The 15,895-nt window shown below is 67.0% G+C and carries 15 protein-coding genes; 5 read left to right on the plus strand and 10 right to left on the minus strand.

The genetic code is table 11. The features are described 5' to 3' along the window. Nucleotides 1–3: 3 nt before the first annotated feature. The 6 genes from fmdA to urtA all read right to left on the minus strand — a co-directional run bounded on the left by fmdA (nt 4) and on the right by urtA (nt 6,530). A complete protein-coding gene (gene fmdA, locus RZE77_RS16525; protein WP_319438381.1) occupies nt 4–1,236 on the minus strand; it encodes a formamidase in 1,233 nt (410 codons plus the stop codon). Between the two features lie 27 nt (nt 1,237–1,263). After that, nucleotides 1,264–1,953 carry an urea ABC transporter ATP-binding subunit UrtE gene (gene urtE / locus RZE77_RS16530; RefSeq protein WP_319442370.1) on the minus strand — a complete coding sequence of 230 codons (690 nt, stop codon included), beginning with the start codon at nt 1,951–1,953 and terminating at the stop codon, nt 1,264–1,266. A 308-nt stretch (nt 1,954–2,261) separates the two neighbouring features. Next, nucleotides 2,262–3,005 carry an urea ABC transporter ATP-binding protein UrtD gene (gene urtD / locus RZE77_RS16535; RefSeq protein ID WP_319438382.1) on the minus strand — a complete coding sequence of 248 codons (744 nt, stop codon included), beginning with the start codon at nt 3,003–3,005 and terminating at the stop codon, nt 2,262–2,264. 22 nt (nt 3,006–3,027) lie between these two features. After that, entirely contained in the window at nt 3,028–4,245 is a 1,218-nt protein-coding gene (gene urtC / locus RZE77_RS16540; protein WP_319442371.1) for an urea ABC transporter permease subunit UrtC, read from the minus strand. Nucleotides 4,246–4,279: 34 nt separating this feature from the next. Further along, on the minus strand, nt 4,280–5,194 hold the full coding sequence (urtB, locus tag RZE77_RS16545; protein WP_125964783.1) for an urea ABC transporter permease subunit UrtB: 915 nt from the start codon (nt 5,192–5,194) through the stop codon (nt 4,280–4,282). Nucleotides 5,195–5,261: 67 nt separating this feature from the next. Then, nucleotides 5,262–6,530, minus strand: a complete 1,269-nt coding sequence (gene urtA / locus RZE77_RS16550; RefSeq protein ID WP_319426463.1) for an urea ABC transporter substrate-binding protein — start codon at nt 6,528–6,530, stop codon at nt 5,262–5,264. A gap of 250 nt (nt 6,531–6,780) precedes the next feature. Between urtA and RZE77_RS16555 the strand changes: the two genes are divergently transcribed. Both RZE77_RS16555 and RZE77_RS16560 read left to right on the plus strand, forming a co-directional pair. Next, complete coding sequence (locus tag RZE77_RS16555; protein ID WP_319438383.1) at nt 6,781–10,167, plus strand: hybrid sensor histidine kinase/response regulator; 3,387 nt, start codon at nt 6,781–6,783, stop codon at nt 10,165–10,167. Beyond that, nucleotides 10,145–11,053: a response regulator transcription factor gene (locus RZE77_RS16560; protein WP_319438384.1), complete on the plus strand. Its 909-nt coding sequence runs from the start codon at nt 10,145–10,147 to the stop codon at nt 11,051–11,053. The genes RZE77_RS16555 and RZE77_RS16560 overlap by 23 nt, the downstream gene beginning before the upstream one ends. Before the next feature lie 38 nt (nt 11,054–11,091). Here the strand turns inward: RZE77_RS16560 and RZE77_RS16565 are convergent, their stop codons facing one another. From RZE77_RS16565 to RZE77_RS16575, 3 genes are all read right to left on the minus strand, one after another. After that, complete coding sequence (locus RZE77_RS16565; RefSeq protein ID WP_319438385.1) at nt 11,092–11,514, minus strand: hypothetical protein; 423 nt, start codon at nt 11,512–11,514, stop codon at nt 11,092–11,094. A 145-nt stretch (nt 11,515–11,659) separates the two neighbouring features. After that, nucleotides 11,660–12,196, minus strand: coding sequence for a DEAD/DEAH box helicase family protein (locus tag RZE77_RS16570; protein ID WP_319438386.1), 537 nt, complete (start codon nt 12,194–12,196; stop codon nt 11,660–11,662). A gap of 34 nt (nt 12,197–12,230) precedes the next feature. Then, nucleotides 12,231–13,382 (minus strand): sensor histidine kinase, encoded by a 1,152-nt coding sequence (locus RZE77_RS16575; protein ID WP_319438387.1) that lies wholly within the window; start codon nt 13,380–13,382, stop codon nt 12,231–12,233. A 128-nt stretch (nt 13,383–13,510) separates the two neighbouring features. Between RZE77_RS16575 and RZE77_RS16580 the strand changes: the two genes are divergently transcribed. Beyond that, on the plus strand, nt 13,511–13,795 hold the full coding sequence (locus RZE77_RS16580; RefSeq protein WP_319426469.1) for a DUF1488 family protein: 285 nt from the start codon (nt 13,511–13,513) through the stop codon (nt 13,793–13,795). On the opposite strand, the gene RZE77_RS16585 is transcribed toward RZE77_RS16580, so the two are convergent. Then, nucleotides 13,781–14,092, minus strand: a complete 312-nt coding sequence (locus tag RZE77_RS16585; protein ID WP_319438388.1) for an EamA family transporter — start codon at nt 14,090–14,092, stop codon at nt 13,781–13,783. The genes RZE77_RS16580 and RZE77_RS16585 overlap by 15 nt on opposite strands. Before the next feature lie 139 nt (nt 14,093–14,231). Between RZE77_RS16585 and RZE77_RS16590 the strand changes: the two genes are divergently transcribed. Together RZE77_RS16590 and RZE77_RS16595 are read left to right on the plus strand one after the other, a co-directional pair. Further along, nucleotides 14,232–15,050 (plus strand): substrate-binding domain-containing protein, encoded by an 819-nt coding sequence (locus tag RZE77_RS16590; RefSeq protein ID WP_319438389.1) that lies wholly within the window; start codon nt 14,232–14,234, stop codon nt 15,048–15,050. 52 nt (nt 15,051–15,102) lie between these two features. Beyond that, a complete protein-coding gene (locus RZE77_RS16595) occupies nt 15,103–15,852 on the plus strand; it encodes a transporter substrate-binding domain-containing protein (RefSeq protein WP_319438390.1) in 750 nt (249 codons plus the stop codon). The last annotated feature ends 43 nt before the right edge of the window (nt 15,853–15,895 follow it).

Raw genomic sequence — 15,895 nt, forward strand, 5'->3', positions numbered from 1 at the left:
CCGTCAGACCAGGTCGTGCGACAGCGGCATGTCGATGCTGCCGTCGATCATCTTCATCGGCCCCGCGGCGTTCGGGTTGATGTCGAAGTCGAAAATCTGCGTGGGCAGCCAGAGCGTGGCGCAGGAGTTGGGCACGTCGACCACGCCGCTGATGTGGCCCTGCACGGGCGCGGTGCCCAGAATCGAATAGGCCTGCGCGCCCGAGTAGCCGAACTTCTTCAGGTACTCGATGGCGTTCAGGCAGGCCTGCCGGTAGGCCACGTTCACGTCCAGGTAGTACTGCTTGCCGGCCTCGTCGACCGAGATGCCTTCGAAGATCAGGTAGTCGTTGTACTGCGGCGTGATCACGCTCGGCTTGAAGATCGGGTTCCTGATGCCGTACTTGGCCATGCCGCCCTTGATGAGCGTGACCTTCATGTGCACCCAGCCCGCCATCTCGATGGCGCCGCAGAAGGTGATCTCGCCGTCGCCCTGGCTGAAGTGCAGGTCGCCCACGCTGAGGCCCGCGCCGTCGACGTACACCGGAAAGAACACCTTCGAGCCGCGCGACAGGTCCTTGATGTCGCAGTTGCCGCCGTGCTCGCGCGGCGGCACGGTGCGGGCACCCTCGGCCGCCGCCTTGGTGCGCGCTTCGCCGGTCATCTTGCCCATGTGGGCGGTGCCGGCGAACGGCGGATTGGCGAGGCCGGGCACGCGGTCCGGGTCGGTGGCGATGAGCTTGCCTTCGCGTTCGTTCCACATGTCGAGCATCGGCTTGTCGGGCAGGCAGCCGATCAGGCCGGGGTGGATGAGGCCCGCGAAGTTCACGCCCGGAATGTGGCGCGAGCTGGTGAACATGCCCTTGAAGTCCCAGATGGATTTCTGCGCTTCGGGAAAGTGGTCGGTCAGAAAGCCGCCGCCGTTCTTCTTCGAGAAGAAGCCGTTGAAGCCCCAGAGGCTGTCCTGCTTGGCGCCGATGTCGAGCAGGTCCACCACCAGCAGGTCGCCGGGCTCGGCGCCCTTCACGCCCACGGGGCCCGAGAGGTAGTGCACGGTGCTCAGGTCGATGTCGCGCACGTCGTCGGCGCTGTCGTCGTTCTTGATGAAGCCGCCGGTCCAGTCGAAGGTCTCGAGGATGAAGTCGTCGCCCGGGTTGACCCAGCAGGCCATCGGAATGTCCGGATGCCAGCGGTTGTGGATCATCTCGTTCTCGGTGGGCGGCTTGGTCAGGTCGACCTTGATCAGCGTGTCCGTCATTTGCAGTGGCTCCTGGTTGGGTTGTGGTTAAACAGAGAGATAGGCCTTGATGTGGTCGACGTCGGTCTTGTCGCGCGCGGTCTCGTGCACGAGCCGGCCGCCTTCGATCACGAAGAGCCGGTCGGCCACGTCCATGGCAAAGCTCAGCACCTGCTCGGACACGACGATGGTGATGCCGCGCAGCTTGCGGATCTCGTTGAGGGCCTTGGCGATGTCCTTGATGATCGAAGGCTGGATTCCTTCGGTGGGCTCGTCGAGCAGCAGCACCTTGGGGTCGGTGACGAGAGCGCGCGCAATGGCCAGCTGCTGTTGCTGGCCGCCGGAGAGGTTGCCGCCCTTGCGGCGCTTCATGTCCCACAGCACGGGGAACAGGGCGTAGATTTCTTCGGGGATGCGTCTTGTCTTCGAGTTCTCCAGGCCGGTCTGGATGTTCTCTTCCACCGTGAGCGTCGGAAAGATCATGCGGCCCTGCGGCACGTAGGCGATGCCCTTGGCCACCCGCCTGAAGCTCTCGTCGCGCGATACGTCCTGTCCCGCCACCTCGATGCGCCCGCTCTTGATGGGAAGCACGCCCATCAAGCTCTTGAACAGCGTGGTCTTGCCCATGCCGTTGCGGCCCATGACGGCTATGGTTTCGTTGGCATGGCCTTCGAAGGAGATGCCGTGCAGGGCCTCGCTCTGGCCGTAGGCGACGTGGAGGTCTTCTACCTTCAGCATGATGTTGCTCATCTGGTTGTTCCTCTAGTGCTGCTGTTCAGGGCGTGTGCACAGGCCACCGGGTACTTCCCTCCGCGAATGTCCCCCGGGCTTCGCCCTCCTCCTTGATTTCGCTGCGGGAAGCACCCGATGCCCTGTGCACCAGGGCACGCTCGTTGTGCATCGCCGATCACCGACCGCTTCGCATAACGCTCCCGTCGATGGGGTGCCTTGCGCAGCGAAATCAAGGGGGAGGCCGAAGGCCGGAGGACATTCGCGGAGCAAGGTACCCCGTCGGCGGGAGCGCGCCCTGAAAGACAGCGCCTCATCTAGTGCCCCAGATAAACATCGATGACCTTCGGATCCGCCTGCACCTTCTCCATCGGCCCCTCGGCCAGGATCTTTCCCTGGTGCATCACCGTGACCTTGTGCGCGATCTGCTTCACGAAGGCCATGTCGTGCTCGATGACGATCACCGCGCGGTTCCGGCAGATGCGCTTGAGAAGGTCGGCCGTGAGTTCGCGTTCACGCGCGCTCATGCCGGCAATGGGCTCGTCGAGCATCAGCAGCTCGGGCTCCTGCATCAGCAGCATGCCGATCTCCAGCCATTGTTTCTGGCCATGGCTCAGCAGGCCCGCCTCGGTGCGCAGCCTGTCGGCCAGGCCGATGTCCTCGGCCACCGCCTGCACCTTGGACTTGACCTCGTCGTCGCACTTGAACGCCAGCGCGCCGAGCACCGAGCGGCCCTTGGGGAACGACACCTCCAGGTTCTGGAACACGCTGAGGTTCTCGTAGATCGACGGCGTCTGGAACTTGCGGCCGATGCCCAGCCGCACGCGCTTGTGCTCGGCCATCTTCGTGAGCTCGGTGTTCTTGAACTTGATGCTGCCGGCGCTCGCACGCGTCTTGCCGCAGATCAAGTCGAGCAGCGTGGTCTTGCCCGCGCCATTGGGGCCGATGATCACGCGCAGCTCATTCTTGTCGATGTACAGCGTGAGGTCGTCGATGGCCTTGAAGCCGTCGAACGAGACGCTGAGGTCTTCCACGGCAAGCGCGAAGTCGGTGTTGCTCATGAGGTGGTGGCTCCGGTGTTCTTCAGGCGCGCTGGCTGCCGACGCCGTCGGGCAGGTGGGGTTCGGGCGCCGCGGCCGCGGCCGGTGCAGCGGGCGGCAGCGGCGTGGAGGGCGGCAGCGGCGTGGAGGCCGGCGGCTGCACGGCGGCCTCGCGCAGCGCCTTGCGGCGCTCCTTCCACCACGGCCTCAACTTTTCGTCCCACAGGCCCGCAAGCCCCATCGGGAAGGCCATGGTCACGCCGATGAAGAGGCCGGCCATCAGGAACAGCCACAGGTCCGGAAAGCTCTCCGAGAACAGCGTCTTGCCCGCATTCACCAGCAGCGCGCCGTACACCGCGCCCACCAGGCTCATGCGGCCGCCCACGGCGCAGAAGATCACCATCTCGATCGACGGCACGATGCCCACGAAGCTCGGCGACATGAAGCCCACCTGCAGCGCGAACATCGCGCCGCCGATGCCCGAGAGCCCGGCCGCCAGGCAGAAGATGAAGACCTTGAAGTTCGACACGTCGTAGCCCGAGAAGCGCACGCGGTCTTCCTTGTCGCGCATGGCGAGCAGCAGCGTGCCGAGCTTGCTGGTCTGGATCCAGCGGCACAGCACGATGCTCGCGACCAGCAGGCCCACGCAGACGTAGTAGAGAACGTACTTGGCGCCGTCGGTGCGTGTGTCCCAGCCCAGCATCGTCTTCAGGTCGGTCATGCCGTTGACGCCGCCGGTGTAGCCCTGCTGGCCGATGATGAGCACGGTGCAGATCAGCGCCACCGCCTGCGTGATGATCGCAAAGTACACGCCGCCCACGCGGCGCTTGAACATCGCAAAGCTCACGAGCCAGGCCAGCGCCATCGGCGCCAGCACCACCAGCGCCAGGCTCAGCGGCAGGCTCTTGAACGGCAGCCAGAGCGCGGGCAGCTCGGTGATCTGGTTCCAGTCCATGAAGTCGGGGATGCCGGGGGTCGACTGGATCTTGGTCGTGACGGGGTCGGAGGCTTCGAGCTTGAGGAACATCGCCATCGCGTAGCCGCCGATGCCGAAGAACACGCCCTGCCCCAGGCTCAGCACGCCGCCGTAGCCCCACACCATCACCAGGCCCACGGCCACGAAGGCATAGGTGAGGTACTTGCCCACGAGGTTCAGGCGGAAGATGTCGAGCGACAGCGGCAGCACGACCGCCAGCAGCAGCACCAGCAGCAAGAGGCTGCCGAGCTGGTAGCGCAGGATCGAGGCCTTGATGAAATTCATCATCGGAACGTTCTCCAGGAAGGAATCGGGTTCATCAGCGGCGGACCTTGACTGCGAAAAGCCCTTGCGGCCGCATCATCAGGATCAGCACGATCAGCGAGAGCGTCAGCACCTTGGCCATCGAGCCGGTCATGAAGAACTCCGAAATCGACTGCGTCTGCGCAATGCCGAAGGCCGAAACCACGGTGCCCAGCAGGCTCGCCGCGCCGCCGAAGGTGACGACCAGGAAGGCATCGACGATGTAGAGCGAGCCCGAGGTCGGCCCGGTCGAGCCGATGGTGGTGAAGGCCGCGCCCGCCATGCCGGCAATGCCGCAGCCGATGGCGAAGGTCAGGCGGTCGGTCTTCATGGTGTCGATGCCGGTCGCGTTGGCCATGGTGCGGTTGGCCACGGTGGCGCGCACGCGCAGGCCCCAGCGGCTCTTGTGCAGCGCGACCAGCACGCCGCCGGTGACCAGCGCGGTAAGCGCGAGCACGAACAGGCCGTTGATCGGAATGTCCAGGCCCTCGTGCGGCGTCCACGAGCCCATGAGCCACTCGGGCAGCGTGGGGCTCACTTCCTTCGGGCCGATGAAGGTGCGGAAGATCTGCTGCAGCCCCAGGCTCACGCCCCAGGTGGCCAGCAGCGTGTCGAGCGGGCGCTTGTAGAGATGGCGGATCAGCACCCACTCCACGATCCAGCCGACGATGAAGGCGAACACGAAGGCCAGGCCGATCGCGATCGGAAAGTAGTACGGCATGAACGCCGGCGCCAGGCTTTCGGTGACGCGCGCGGCCAGGTAGATCGAATAGGCGCCGATGGTCATGAACTCGCCATGCGCCATGTTGATCACGCCCATCTGGCCGAAGATGATCGCGAGCCCGAGGCCCATCAGCAGCAGCACCGCGAACAGGCTCAGCCCCGCGAAGCCCTGCATGAGGCCGATGTTCATCATGTCCGACAGAGTCATGGAGATTCCTGTATTGGCTCCCTCTCCCGCGCGCGGGAGAGGGTGGGGGTGAGGGTCGGCGGCCTGCTTACTGATAGCCCTTCGGGAACGGATCCGGCTTGATCAAATCAGCCGACTCCGCCACCACCTTGAACGTCCCGTCCAACTGCCCCTGCCCGATGCGCGCCTTGCTCCACAGGTGGTGGTTCGCGTCCAGCTTCACGTAGCCTTCGGGCGCGGTCTTCAGCTCGATGCCCGGCGAGCCGGCCACCACCTTGTCCACGTCGAAGCTGCCGGCCTTCTCCACCGCCGCCTTCCAGAGCCACGGGCCGAGGTAGCCGGCCTGCGTGACGTCGCCGATCACCGCGTCCTTGCCGTACTTGGCCTTGAAGGCGGCCACGAACTTCTTGTTGTTCTCGTTGTCGAGCGACTGGAAGTACTTCATCGACGAATAGAAGCCCGCGAAGTTCTCGCCGCCCACGCCGGTCATCTCGTCCTCGGTCACGGCCAGCGTCAGCAGGAACTGCTTGTCGCCCGTGATGCCCGCGGCCTTGAGCTGTTTGTAGAAGGCCACGTTCGAGCCGCCCACCACCGCCGCGAAGATGCAGTCGGGCTTGGCGACCTTGATCTTGTTGATCAGCGAGTTGAAGTTGGTGTGGCCCAGCGGGTAGTACTCCTCGCCCTTGACCGAGCCCTTCTGGAAGTTCTCGATGTGCTTGCGCGCGATCTTCATCGAGGTGCGCGGCCAGATGTAGTCGGAGCCGACGAGAAAGAAGGTCTTCGCCTTCTTCTCCTTCGCGCCCCAGTCCAGGCCCCAGATGATCTGCTGCGTGGCTTCCTGGCCCGTGTAGATCACGTTCTTGCTCTGCTCCAGGCCTTCGTAGAAGGTCGGGTAGTACAGGAGGCCGTTCTCCTTCTCGAACACTGGCAGCACCGCCTTGCGCGAGGCGCTGGTCCAGCAGCCGAACACCGCGGCGCAGTGGTCGTTGACCAAGAGCTTCTTCGACTTCTCCGCAAAGGTGGGCCAGTCGGAGGCGCCGTCTTCCTTGATGACCTTGATCTTGCGCCCGAGGATGCCGCCCATCGCGTTGATCTGGTCGATGGCGAGCTGCTCGGCCTGGATCGAGCCGGTCTCCGAGATAGCCATGGTGCCGGAGGACGAGTGCAGCTGGCCCACCGTCACTTCGGTGTCGGTCACCGCGAGCTTGGTGGTGTTGACCTTGGCCGTGGGGAACTGCGACTGGCCGAAGCTCAGGCCGGAGAGCCCCATCACGGGCAGCGCGGCGGCGCCCTGCAGCAAGCGGCGGCGGCGCAATGCCAGGGCATCGAGGGAAAGGTCTTCTGAATCACGCGACATCGGGAAACTCCAGGCAGGTTGTTGGAAGGTTGAGCCGCGCACCATCGCAGTGCATCGGACGGTGCCCCGAGCACCATGGCTGGTACTTTAGAAATCAGTTGTGCCGGCGCGAATACGTCATTCAACGTAGCGGCCAGGACGCCCGCAGCAGCCAGACTCGCAAGCCGTGCACAGGCGGGCCGGATGCAGGGAGCGCTTCTTGCTGTGTCTGCCTGCCATGCCACCGCCGCCCTCGCCGCCAGACCCCACCATGCCAACCGTCACCGGCCAGAAGATCTTTCGCATCCGCCGCGACTACAACGCGTGGGTCGCGAACGAAACGCTGGAGGACTACGCGCTGCGCTACACGCCGCGCAGCTTTCGAAAGTGGTCGGAGTTCCGCGTCGCCAACGCGGCCTTCGGCGCCACCTCGTTCCTGGCGCTGGAGGCCATCGGCGGCGCCATTGCGCTGAGCTACGGCTTCTCGAACGCGCTGTGGGCCATCCTGGTGGTGGGGCTCATCACCTTCCTCACCGGCCTGCCGATCTCCTACTACGCGGCCCGGCATGGCGTGGACATGGACCTGCTCACGCGCGGCGCGGGCTTCGGCTACCTGGGCTCCACCCTCACCTCGCTGATCTACGCGAGCTTCACCTTCATCTTCTTCGCGCTGGAGGCGGCCATCCTCGCGCTGGCGCTGCAGCTGTACCTGGACTGGCCGCTGCCGCTGCTCTACCTGCTGTCGTCGATCGTGATCGTGCCGCTGGTGATGCGCGGCATCACGCTGATCTCGGGCCTGCAGCTGTGGACACAGCCGATCTGGATCGTGCTGTTCGTCTGCCCGTTCATCGCGGTGCTGGTGAAGAAGCCCGAGCTGTATGCCGACTTCACCGGCCTGGTGGGCCGCAGCTCCGACAGCAGCAGCTTCGACCCGCTGATGTTCGGCGCGGCCGCGACGGTGGCCTTCTCGCTGGTGGTGCAGATCGGCGAGCAGGTCGACTACCTGCGCTTCCTGCCCGAGAAGACGGCCGCCAACCGCGGCCGCTGGTGGGCCGCGGTGCTGGTGGCGGGGCCGGGCTGGATCGTGCCGGGCATGCTCAAGATGATGGGCGGCGCCTTCCTGGCCTTTCTGGCGCTCCAGCACGAGATCTCGGCGAGGCATGCGGTCGAGCCCACGCTGATGTACCTCACGGGCTTTTCGTACGTGCTGCGCGATCCGGCCTGGGTGCTGGCGATCACCACGCTGTTCGTGGTGGTCTCGCAGATGAAGATCAACCTCACCAACGCCTACGCGGGCTCGCTGGCGTGGTCGAACTTCTTCGCGCGGCTCACGCACAGCCACCCGGGGCGCGTGGTGTGGCTGGTGTTCAACGTGGTCATCGCGATCCTGCTGATGACGCTGGGCGTGTTTGCGGCGCTCGAGCACGTGCTGGGCTTCTACAGCAACATCGCCATCGCCTGGGTCGGCGCGCTGGTGGCCGACCTGGTCATCAACAAGCCGCTGGGCTGGAGCCCGCGCACCATCGAGTTCAAGCGCGCGCACCTGTACGACATCAATCCGGTCGGCCTGGGTGCAATGCTGGTGGCGGCGGCGCTCGCCATGCTGGCGTACTCCGGCGTGCTGGGCCAGTGGGCGCGCGCGTTCTCGCCGTTCATCGCGCTGATCACCGCGCTGGTGGTCTCGCCGCTCCTCGCCTGGCGCACGCGCGGGCGCTACTACCTGGCGCGCAGCGACATCCGGCGCTGGACGCCGGGGCAGATCGTGAAATGCTCGGTGTGCGACAACAGCTTCGAGTCCGAGGACATGGCGCACTGCCCGGCCTACAGCGCGCCGATCTGTTCGCTGTGCTGCACGCTCGAATCGCGCTGCCACGACCGCTGCAAGACCGATTCGCGCGCGGCCGAGCAGATGAGCGGCTGGCTCCAGGCGCTGCTGCCGCCCGCGCTGTCGGGCCGGCTCAACTTCCGCGTGGCGCACTACCTGATGGTGGCCACTTCGCTGGTGGCGCTGCTGGCCACGGTGATGGGCGTGGTGTATGCGCAGGAGGCCATCGTGGGCGCCGATGCGGTGGACCCTGCCCTGCGCAGCGCCTTCCTCAAGGTGTTTGCGCTGCTGTCGCTGGTGGCGGCCGTGGCCGCCTGGTGGATCGTGCTGGGCAGCGAGAGCCGGCAGATGGCGCAGGAGGAATCGAACCGCCACAACCACCTGCTCACCGTCGAGATCGAGGCGCACCAGCGCACCGACGCCGCGCTGCAGACCGCGAAGGAAGCCGCCGAAGCCGCCAACCAGGCCAAGACCCGCTACGTGGCCGGCATGACGCACGAACTGCGCACGCCGCTCAACAGCATCCTGGGCTATTCGCAGATCCTGCTCAAGGGCGAGGCCGTGGCGCCGCCGCGCGAAGCGGTGCAGACCATCCAGCGCAGCGGCGAGCACATGCTGGGGCTGATCGACGGGCTGCTCGACCTGGCGCGCATCGAGGCCGGCCGGCTGCAGCTGGAGCCCGCCCCGCTCGCGCTGCCGGCCTTCCTGGACGAGGTGGTGCACATGGTGCGGCCGCAGGCCGAGAACAAGGGCCTGGCGTTCATCTACACCCACAGCGGGCGGCTGCCGCCCTGGGTGCATGCCGATGCCAAGCGGCTGCGCCAGATCCTCATCAACCTGCTGGCCAACGCGGTGCGCTTCACCGACAGCGGCACGGTCACGCTGCATGTGGATGCGCGGCGCGAGGTGCTGCGCTTCGACGTGGTCGACACCGGCATCGGCGTGGCGCCGCAGGACCACCAGCGCATCTTTCTTCCTTTCGAGCGCGGGGCCGCCGGGCGCCGGCGCGGCGAGCCCGGCACGGGCCTGGGCCTCACCATCACGGGCCTGCTCACGTCATTGATGGGCGGCGAGCTGGCGCTGGCCGCCACCTCGCCCGCGGGCAGCACCTTCAGCGTGCGGGTGTACCTGCGCGAAGTGGCCGACCCCGGCCCGCAGGCGGAGACACGGCGGCCGGTGTCGGGCTACATCGGCGCGCGCCGCACGCTGCTGGTGGTCGACGACCAGCCGGTGCAGCGCCAGATGCTGGCCGGCATGCTCGCGCCGCTGGGCTTCGAGGTGCGCGAGGCCGCGAGCGGCACCGAGTGCCTCGACAGCCTGCGCGAGAACCTGCCCTCCGCGATCCTGCTGGACCTCACCATGGACGACATGGATGGCTGGCAAACCGCGGCGCTGGTGCGCGCCTCGGGCTTCGACCGGCTGCCGATCATCATCGTCTCGGCCAACATGTTCGAGAACCAGGGCGAGCTGCTGCGCGCCGCGGGCTGCCAGGCCTTCGTGGGCAAGCCGGTCATCGAGTCGCAGCTGATCGCCACGCTGGAGCGCCACCTCGGCCTCGAATGGCTGGCGTCGAACGATGCCATGCCGCCCACTGTCGACACGGCGCCGCGGCCGGTGCAGCTCGCGCTCTCGGAAGACGACCGCGCCGAGCTGATGCGGCTGGTGCAGATGGGCCACATGCGCGGCCTGCACCAGGTGCTCGACCGCCTTGCCGCCGCCTCCCCGCCGGCCGCGGCCACCTGCACCTGGCTGCGCGGCATGGTCACCCGTTTCGAACTCGACAAGCTCCGCAAGGCACTCGCAGAACAAGATGCAGACACTCTCGCCCCCTGATGAAACCGAACGCCCCGTGGTGCTGGTGGTGGACGACGCCCCCAGCAGCCTCGGCATGCTGTGCGACACGCTCGAATCCAGCGGCTACACCGTGCTGGTCGCGGCCGACGGCGAGGCCGCGCTGCAGCGCCTCGAACTGGTGGTGCCCGACGCCATCCTGCTCGACGGCCTGATGCCCGGCCTGTCGGGCTTCGAGACCTGCCGGCGCATCAAGGCCAACGCGGCGCTCGCGCACATTCCGGTGCTGTTCATGACCGGCCTCTCGGAAACCGCGCATGTGGTCGAGGGCTTCGAATGCGGCGGCGTCGACTACGTGGTGAAGCCGATCCGCGCGCAGGAGGTGCTCGCGCGGCTGCACACGCACACGCGCAACGCACGGATCACGCGCATGGCGCGCGATGCGGTCGACGTGGCCGGCATGGGCGTGGTTTTCGTCGATGCGCGCGGACGCATCGCATGGCGCTCGCCGCAAGCCGCGCTGTGGATTCAGGCGCTCGATGCGCCGCCGGCGGCGGGGTTGCTGCCCGCCTCGCTCGCACCCGCGCTTGCGCCCGGCGCTGCCATTGCGGTGACGACGGCGGCAGGCGCACGCATCTCGGTGCGCAACCTCGGCGCCGCGGCGCTCGGCGAGACCATGCTGCTGTTCGCGGCGCAGCGCGAAGGAGCCGCGGGCACGCCGTCGGCGCGGCTGGCCGAAGCGGCGCTCACGCCGCGCGAGACCGAGGTGCTCTCATGGCTTGCCAAGGGCAAGACCAACCGCGACATCGGCGAGATCCTGGGCACCAGCCCGCGCACGGTCAACAAGCACCTCGAGCACATCTTCGAGAAGCTGGGCGTCGAGACGCGCGCCGCCGCGGCGGCACTGGCCAGCGGCCAGTTGGCCTGATCGAGCCACCCAGCGGCCAGCTGGCCTGATCGAGTTGCCTACCTCTTCGTTGCCGGCGTTGCAGGCACCGCAGGCGTCGTCGTACTGCCGTCGGCCTTGGAGCCGGGCACGGCCGGCGTCGCGGGCGTGGCAGACATCGAGGACGATGTGGAGGAAGAAGACTGCGGCGATGGCGTGGCCGGTGTCGCAGGCGTAGCTGGCGTCGCAGGCGAGGTGGCCGTGGCCGGTGTTGCTGGCGTGGCGGGTGTCGCCGGCGTGGCGGCGTTGTCCGAGGCATTGGAGCCGCTGGCTGCGCCCGCGCCGCTGCCGCCTGCGCCAGCACCCACGCCGGAGCCGGCACTGCTGCCGCCGCCGCCCCCACTACCGCCGGCACCGCCACCTGCAGCCAATGCGAGCGGGGCCACGCAGGCGCCCATGAGAACCGCCACCAGGGTCGGTGCAATACGTCGTGTCAGCTTCATCGAAGTCTCCTTGTTGATGTTTCGACAAGGCCAAGCTAGACACGGCCGGAAATCCGGCTTGTAGTCCAAAGTCTTCATGGCGGGCCGGTCCAGTCGTCGGCGCTACGAAAGGGATAGCTGCGCGGCGCCTGGCTTCGCGGCTTTGCTAGATCTCCGGCAATCCCAGCGCGTCAGCAATGGCGCGCGCAGCGGCCGGCGGCTGCACCGCCGAGGTGTCGACAGCGACCTGGGCCTGCGGCATGTCGCGTTCGGATGCGGCGAACTGCGCCTGCATCTGCCGCAACAGCTCCAGCGACCGAAGCTTGCCGAACTCGGTCCGGCCCGGGGCCACGAGCCGTCGTTCCTGCTCGGCCACCGGAACGCGCAGTTGGACGAAGGCCGTGCTGCCGCCCGCGGCTTCCACCGCGGCCACGGCCCGCTGCGGGAAGCCTTCTGCCACCGATGGTTCCGGCGCGAAGGTGAAGATCAGCGAGCGCTTCGCCTGTGCAGCTTCGCGCATCATGTCGAGCCACATCCTCTCGCGCAGCTGCACGAACTGCGGCGTGCCGAACGGAAACACCGAGGCCACCGCATCGACGACCAGGTGGTTATGAAAAACCGCAAGACCGGTGAGGCGCCCCAGTTCCCTTGCAATGGTCAGCTTGCCCGACGCGACCGGGCCGTAGATGAAAACGAGCTTCATGCGGCTGATTGTGCCCATGCACGCGGGCACGGCATCACCCGCCGGGCTGGGTCGCCTGCTTGCCGCCGCGAGGCAGATGAACCGTGAATGCCGTGCCTTCCGCCGCGGACGAGGTCACCGTGATGGTGCCGCCGTGCCCCGTCACGATCTCCCGCGCAATGTAGAGGCCGAGGCCCAGGCTCGTGGCGGGCCGCTCGTGCGGAGCCGATTCGCGTGTCGCAACCTGCACCAGCGGGTTGAAGATGACCTGCATCGAATCGGGAGGAATCGGCCTTCCCTGGTTCTTGACGATCAAGGTCACGTGCACCCCCTCGTCCCGGATCGCCAGCGCCACGGGATGGGCGGGGTCTCCATGCTGCACGGCGTTGCTCAGCAGGTTGGTGAGGACCTGGCGCATTCTGGGCGCATCGAACATCAGCACCACATCGGCTGGAAGCTCGGCGACGAGCTCCCGCTTGGGATAGGCCGCGCAGACCTCGTCGAAGGCCTCCTGGCACAGGGCACTCAGGTTGCCTTCCTGTGGCACCACCTCGATGCCGCGGCCGAGCCGGGTGCGCGTGTACTCGAGCAGGTCGGTGACCATGTCGTTGATCGACGCAATGCTTCGCCTGGCGATCTGGAGCGTGCGCTCCTTGGGCTTGGCCTCGCCTGCCAGCTCGAGCAGATGAATGCAGGAGCTGAGCGCGCTCAACGGGTTTCGCAGGTCGTGCCCCAGCACGGCCAGGAAGGTGTCCCTGGAATTGGCCACATGGTCCGAATAGGTGGCCATGGCCTCGGCAAGGCCCTGGTCGATGCCTTCGTTGAAGCGCATCACTTCTTCCAGGACCGCGGCATCGACCGTGCCGACCTGCCCCATCCACAAACGAAGAACCGTGGCCCGCAGCGCGCGGTATTCCGCGCCCAACTGGGAGAGGTCGAAACCCACCCGCTGGCGCAGGCCGCCGTGTTCGGCGGCAAACGTCTCCTTGAGGAACGGCAGCGCAAGTCCCTTGGACTTTGCCTCGCGCTCCTTTTCCGACTGGGCCGATTCCATTTCGCCGGCAATGGCCAGCAGGATTTCATGCGCATGGTCCCGCAGCTCGACGACCGACATGGTCTCCGCCGGCGGGATCATCGTTCGTGCAAAGGATTCCCACTCGACGAGGATGGGTTCGATGTTGTCTTTGATGAATTGGCTCAGGCGCATGCTGGACGGAGTATGCGCCCGTGTAGGACAGCAGGAGATTCGGCCCAGGAGCCACCACTGCCCGGGCGCCGGAGAAAAGGGGTACTCGATGAGCGTATCCTGAGGCTCCTCCTACCGGAACACACGCCATGTCTGAACAGCCTCTTTCCGGGACGGACCCCGTCGATCCACCCTTCTTCCACGAGGCCTCCGGCACGGTCCGCTTCTGGGTGCTCATCGATGGCCAGCACATGGGCGCGAGCATCAGCAAGGACGTCCTGCGCTACCGCTTCCGCCCCGGCGCGCAGGGCGACGACCCGATGGAGATCTACGCACAGTACGCAGACCAGCTCGAAGCGGCCGTGCGCCGACGGGTGGCGCAGGGCTCGATCGAGCCGGTGATGCTGCGCGAGTTCGATCTACCCCGCGGTTGATTCCATGCGCGCAGCGCGCGTGCAGGCACCGCTGGCCAGCGTCACGCCGATCACGGCACTGGCAATGGCGACTTGGTCGACACCCGTGACGGGCTCGGCCAGCCACCACCATCCGCCCACTGCGGAAAAAACGGGTGCCAGCCCTCCGAACGCCGCCGCCTGCGACGCACCAAGGCGCGCGACGGCCGCGCCGAAGATCCACAGCCCCAGCAAGCCCGCGACCGCGCCCTGCATCAGCGCCTGCCACAGCACGTCGCGCAGCGGCGCATCGACGAGCACGCTGCGAAGGTAGGTCATGGGTGTGAAAGGCAGCAAGGCCGCTCGCCCCGGATTCTGCCAGCCGGGGGCCACAGACCTTGGTGTTTACCCCGAAGGCGCTGAAGGCCGATTGACAGCCTCGCTGCCTACGATCGAGGGAAATTCATCAGGAGACACCATGAAGACCCCCACCTTCTCGCTCAACCGCCTGACCCGCCGCGCCAGCCTGCTGGCTGCGGCATCCGTTCTTGCCGCATGCGGCAGCCTCGGCAGCCGGCCGCCCGCGGCCGGCGACATCCACGTGATGACCTCGGGCGGCTTCACGGCCGCGTACAACGAGCTGCGCCCCGGCTTCGAACGCAGCAGCGGCCGCACGGTCAAGACCGCGTATGGCGCCTCCATGGGCAATGCCGAAGACTCCATTCCAAGCCGGCTCTCGCGCAACGAGCCGGCCGACGTGGTGATCCTCGCGCGGCCCGCGCTCGATGCGCTGGTGGCCCAAGGCAAGGTGGTGCCGGGCAGCCAGGTCGACCTGGTGCGCTCCTCGATCGGCTTTGCGGTGCGCAAGGGCGCGCCCAAGCCCGACATCTCGACGGTCGATGCGCTCAAGCGCACCTTGCTGGCGGCGCCTTCGATCGCCTACTCGGCCAGCGCCAGCGGCACCTACTACGAGACCGAACTGCTCAAGAAGCTCGGCATCGAGGACCAGGTCAAGCCCAAGAGCAAGCGCATCCTGAGCGAGCGCGTGGGCACCGTGGTGGCACGCGGCGACGCGGCGCTCGGGCTGCAGCAGGTGAGCGAACTGCTGCCGATCGCGGGCATCGACTACATCGGGCCGCTGCCCGCGGAAGTGCAGCGCGTGACGGTGTTCTCGGCCGGCATTGCCACGGCCTCGAAGCAGCCCGATGCGGCGCGCCAGCTGATCCGCCATCTCAACTCGCTCGAAGCGGCGCCGACCATTGCAAAGACGGGGCTGGAGCCGCTGACGGCGCGCTGAAACAACGGCTCAGTAAACTGGCGCCCATCCTCTTTCCCGGACGATGCACGCCATGAACCAAGCTGTTGCCCCCGCCCTTGTCTCCGCCTTCGCGCCCGGCGGCACGCTGCGCGCATCGATCAACCTCGGCAACCCGATCCTCGCGAACAAGGATGCGGCCACCGGCGAACCGGTGGGCGTGTCGATCGATCTCGCGCGGGAGTTCGCGCGCAGGCTTGGCGTGGGCATCGAGCTCGTGGTGTTCGAGAAGGCGGCGGCCTCGGTCGACGCGATGAAGAACGAGAAGGCCGACATCGGCTTCTTCGCGATCGACCCGGCGCGCAGCGAAGGGCTGCTGTTCACCGCGCCTTATGTGCTGATCGAAGGCAGCTACCTCGTGCGCGAGTCATCTGGGTTCACCGACAACGCGCAGGTCGATGCCAAGGGCCATCGCATCTCGGTCGGCGCGGGCAGCGCCTACGACCTGTTCCTCACGCGCGAGATCCAGCAGGCCGAGATCGTCCGGCTCCAGGGCGCGGCCGCTGCATTGGCGGCACTGCGTTCAGGCGAGGTCGAGGTGGCCGCCGGCATTCGCCAACTGCTCGAAGCCGAAGCGCGGCGCGAGTCGGGTGTGCGCGTGCTGCCCGGCCGCTTCATGGTGATCCAGCAGGCCATGGGCACGCCCGCGAGCCGCGGTGCGCAGGCGCAGGCGCTGCTGTCTTCCTTTGTCGAGGAGATGAAGGCGAGCGGCTTTGTTGCCGACGCGCTTGAGCGTCATCGCATTGAAGGTGCGATCGTGGCGCCGGGTTCAACTGGCCCTTAGTTCTCGGCGCTGTTTTTCAGGGCGCGTGCACAGGCCACCGGGT

The sequence above is a fragment of the Variovorax sp. SPNA7 genome (assembly GCF_033807855.1).
Lineage (GTDB): Bacteria > Pseudomonadota > Gammaproteobacteria > Burkholderiales > Burkholderiaceae_C > Variovorax > Variovorax beijingensis.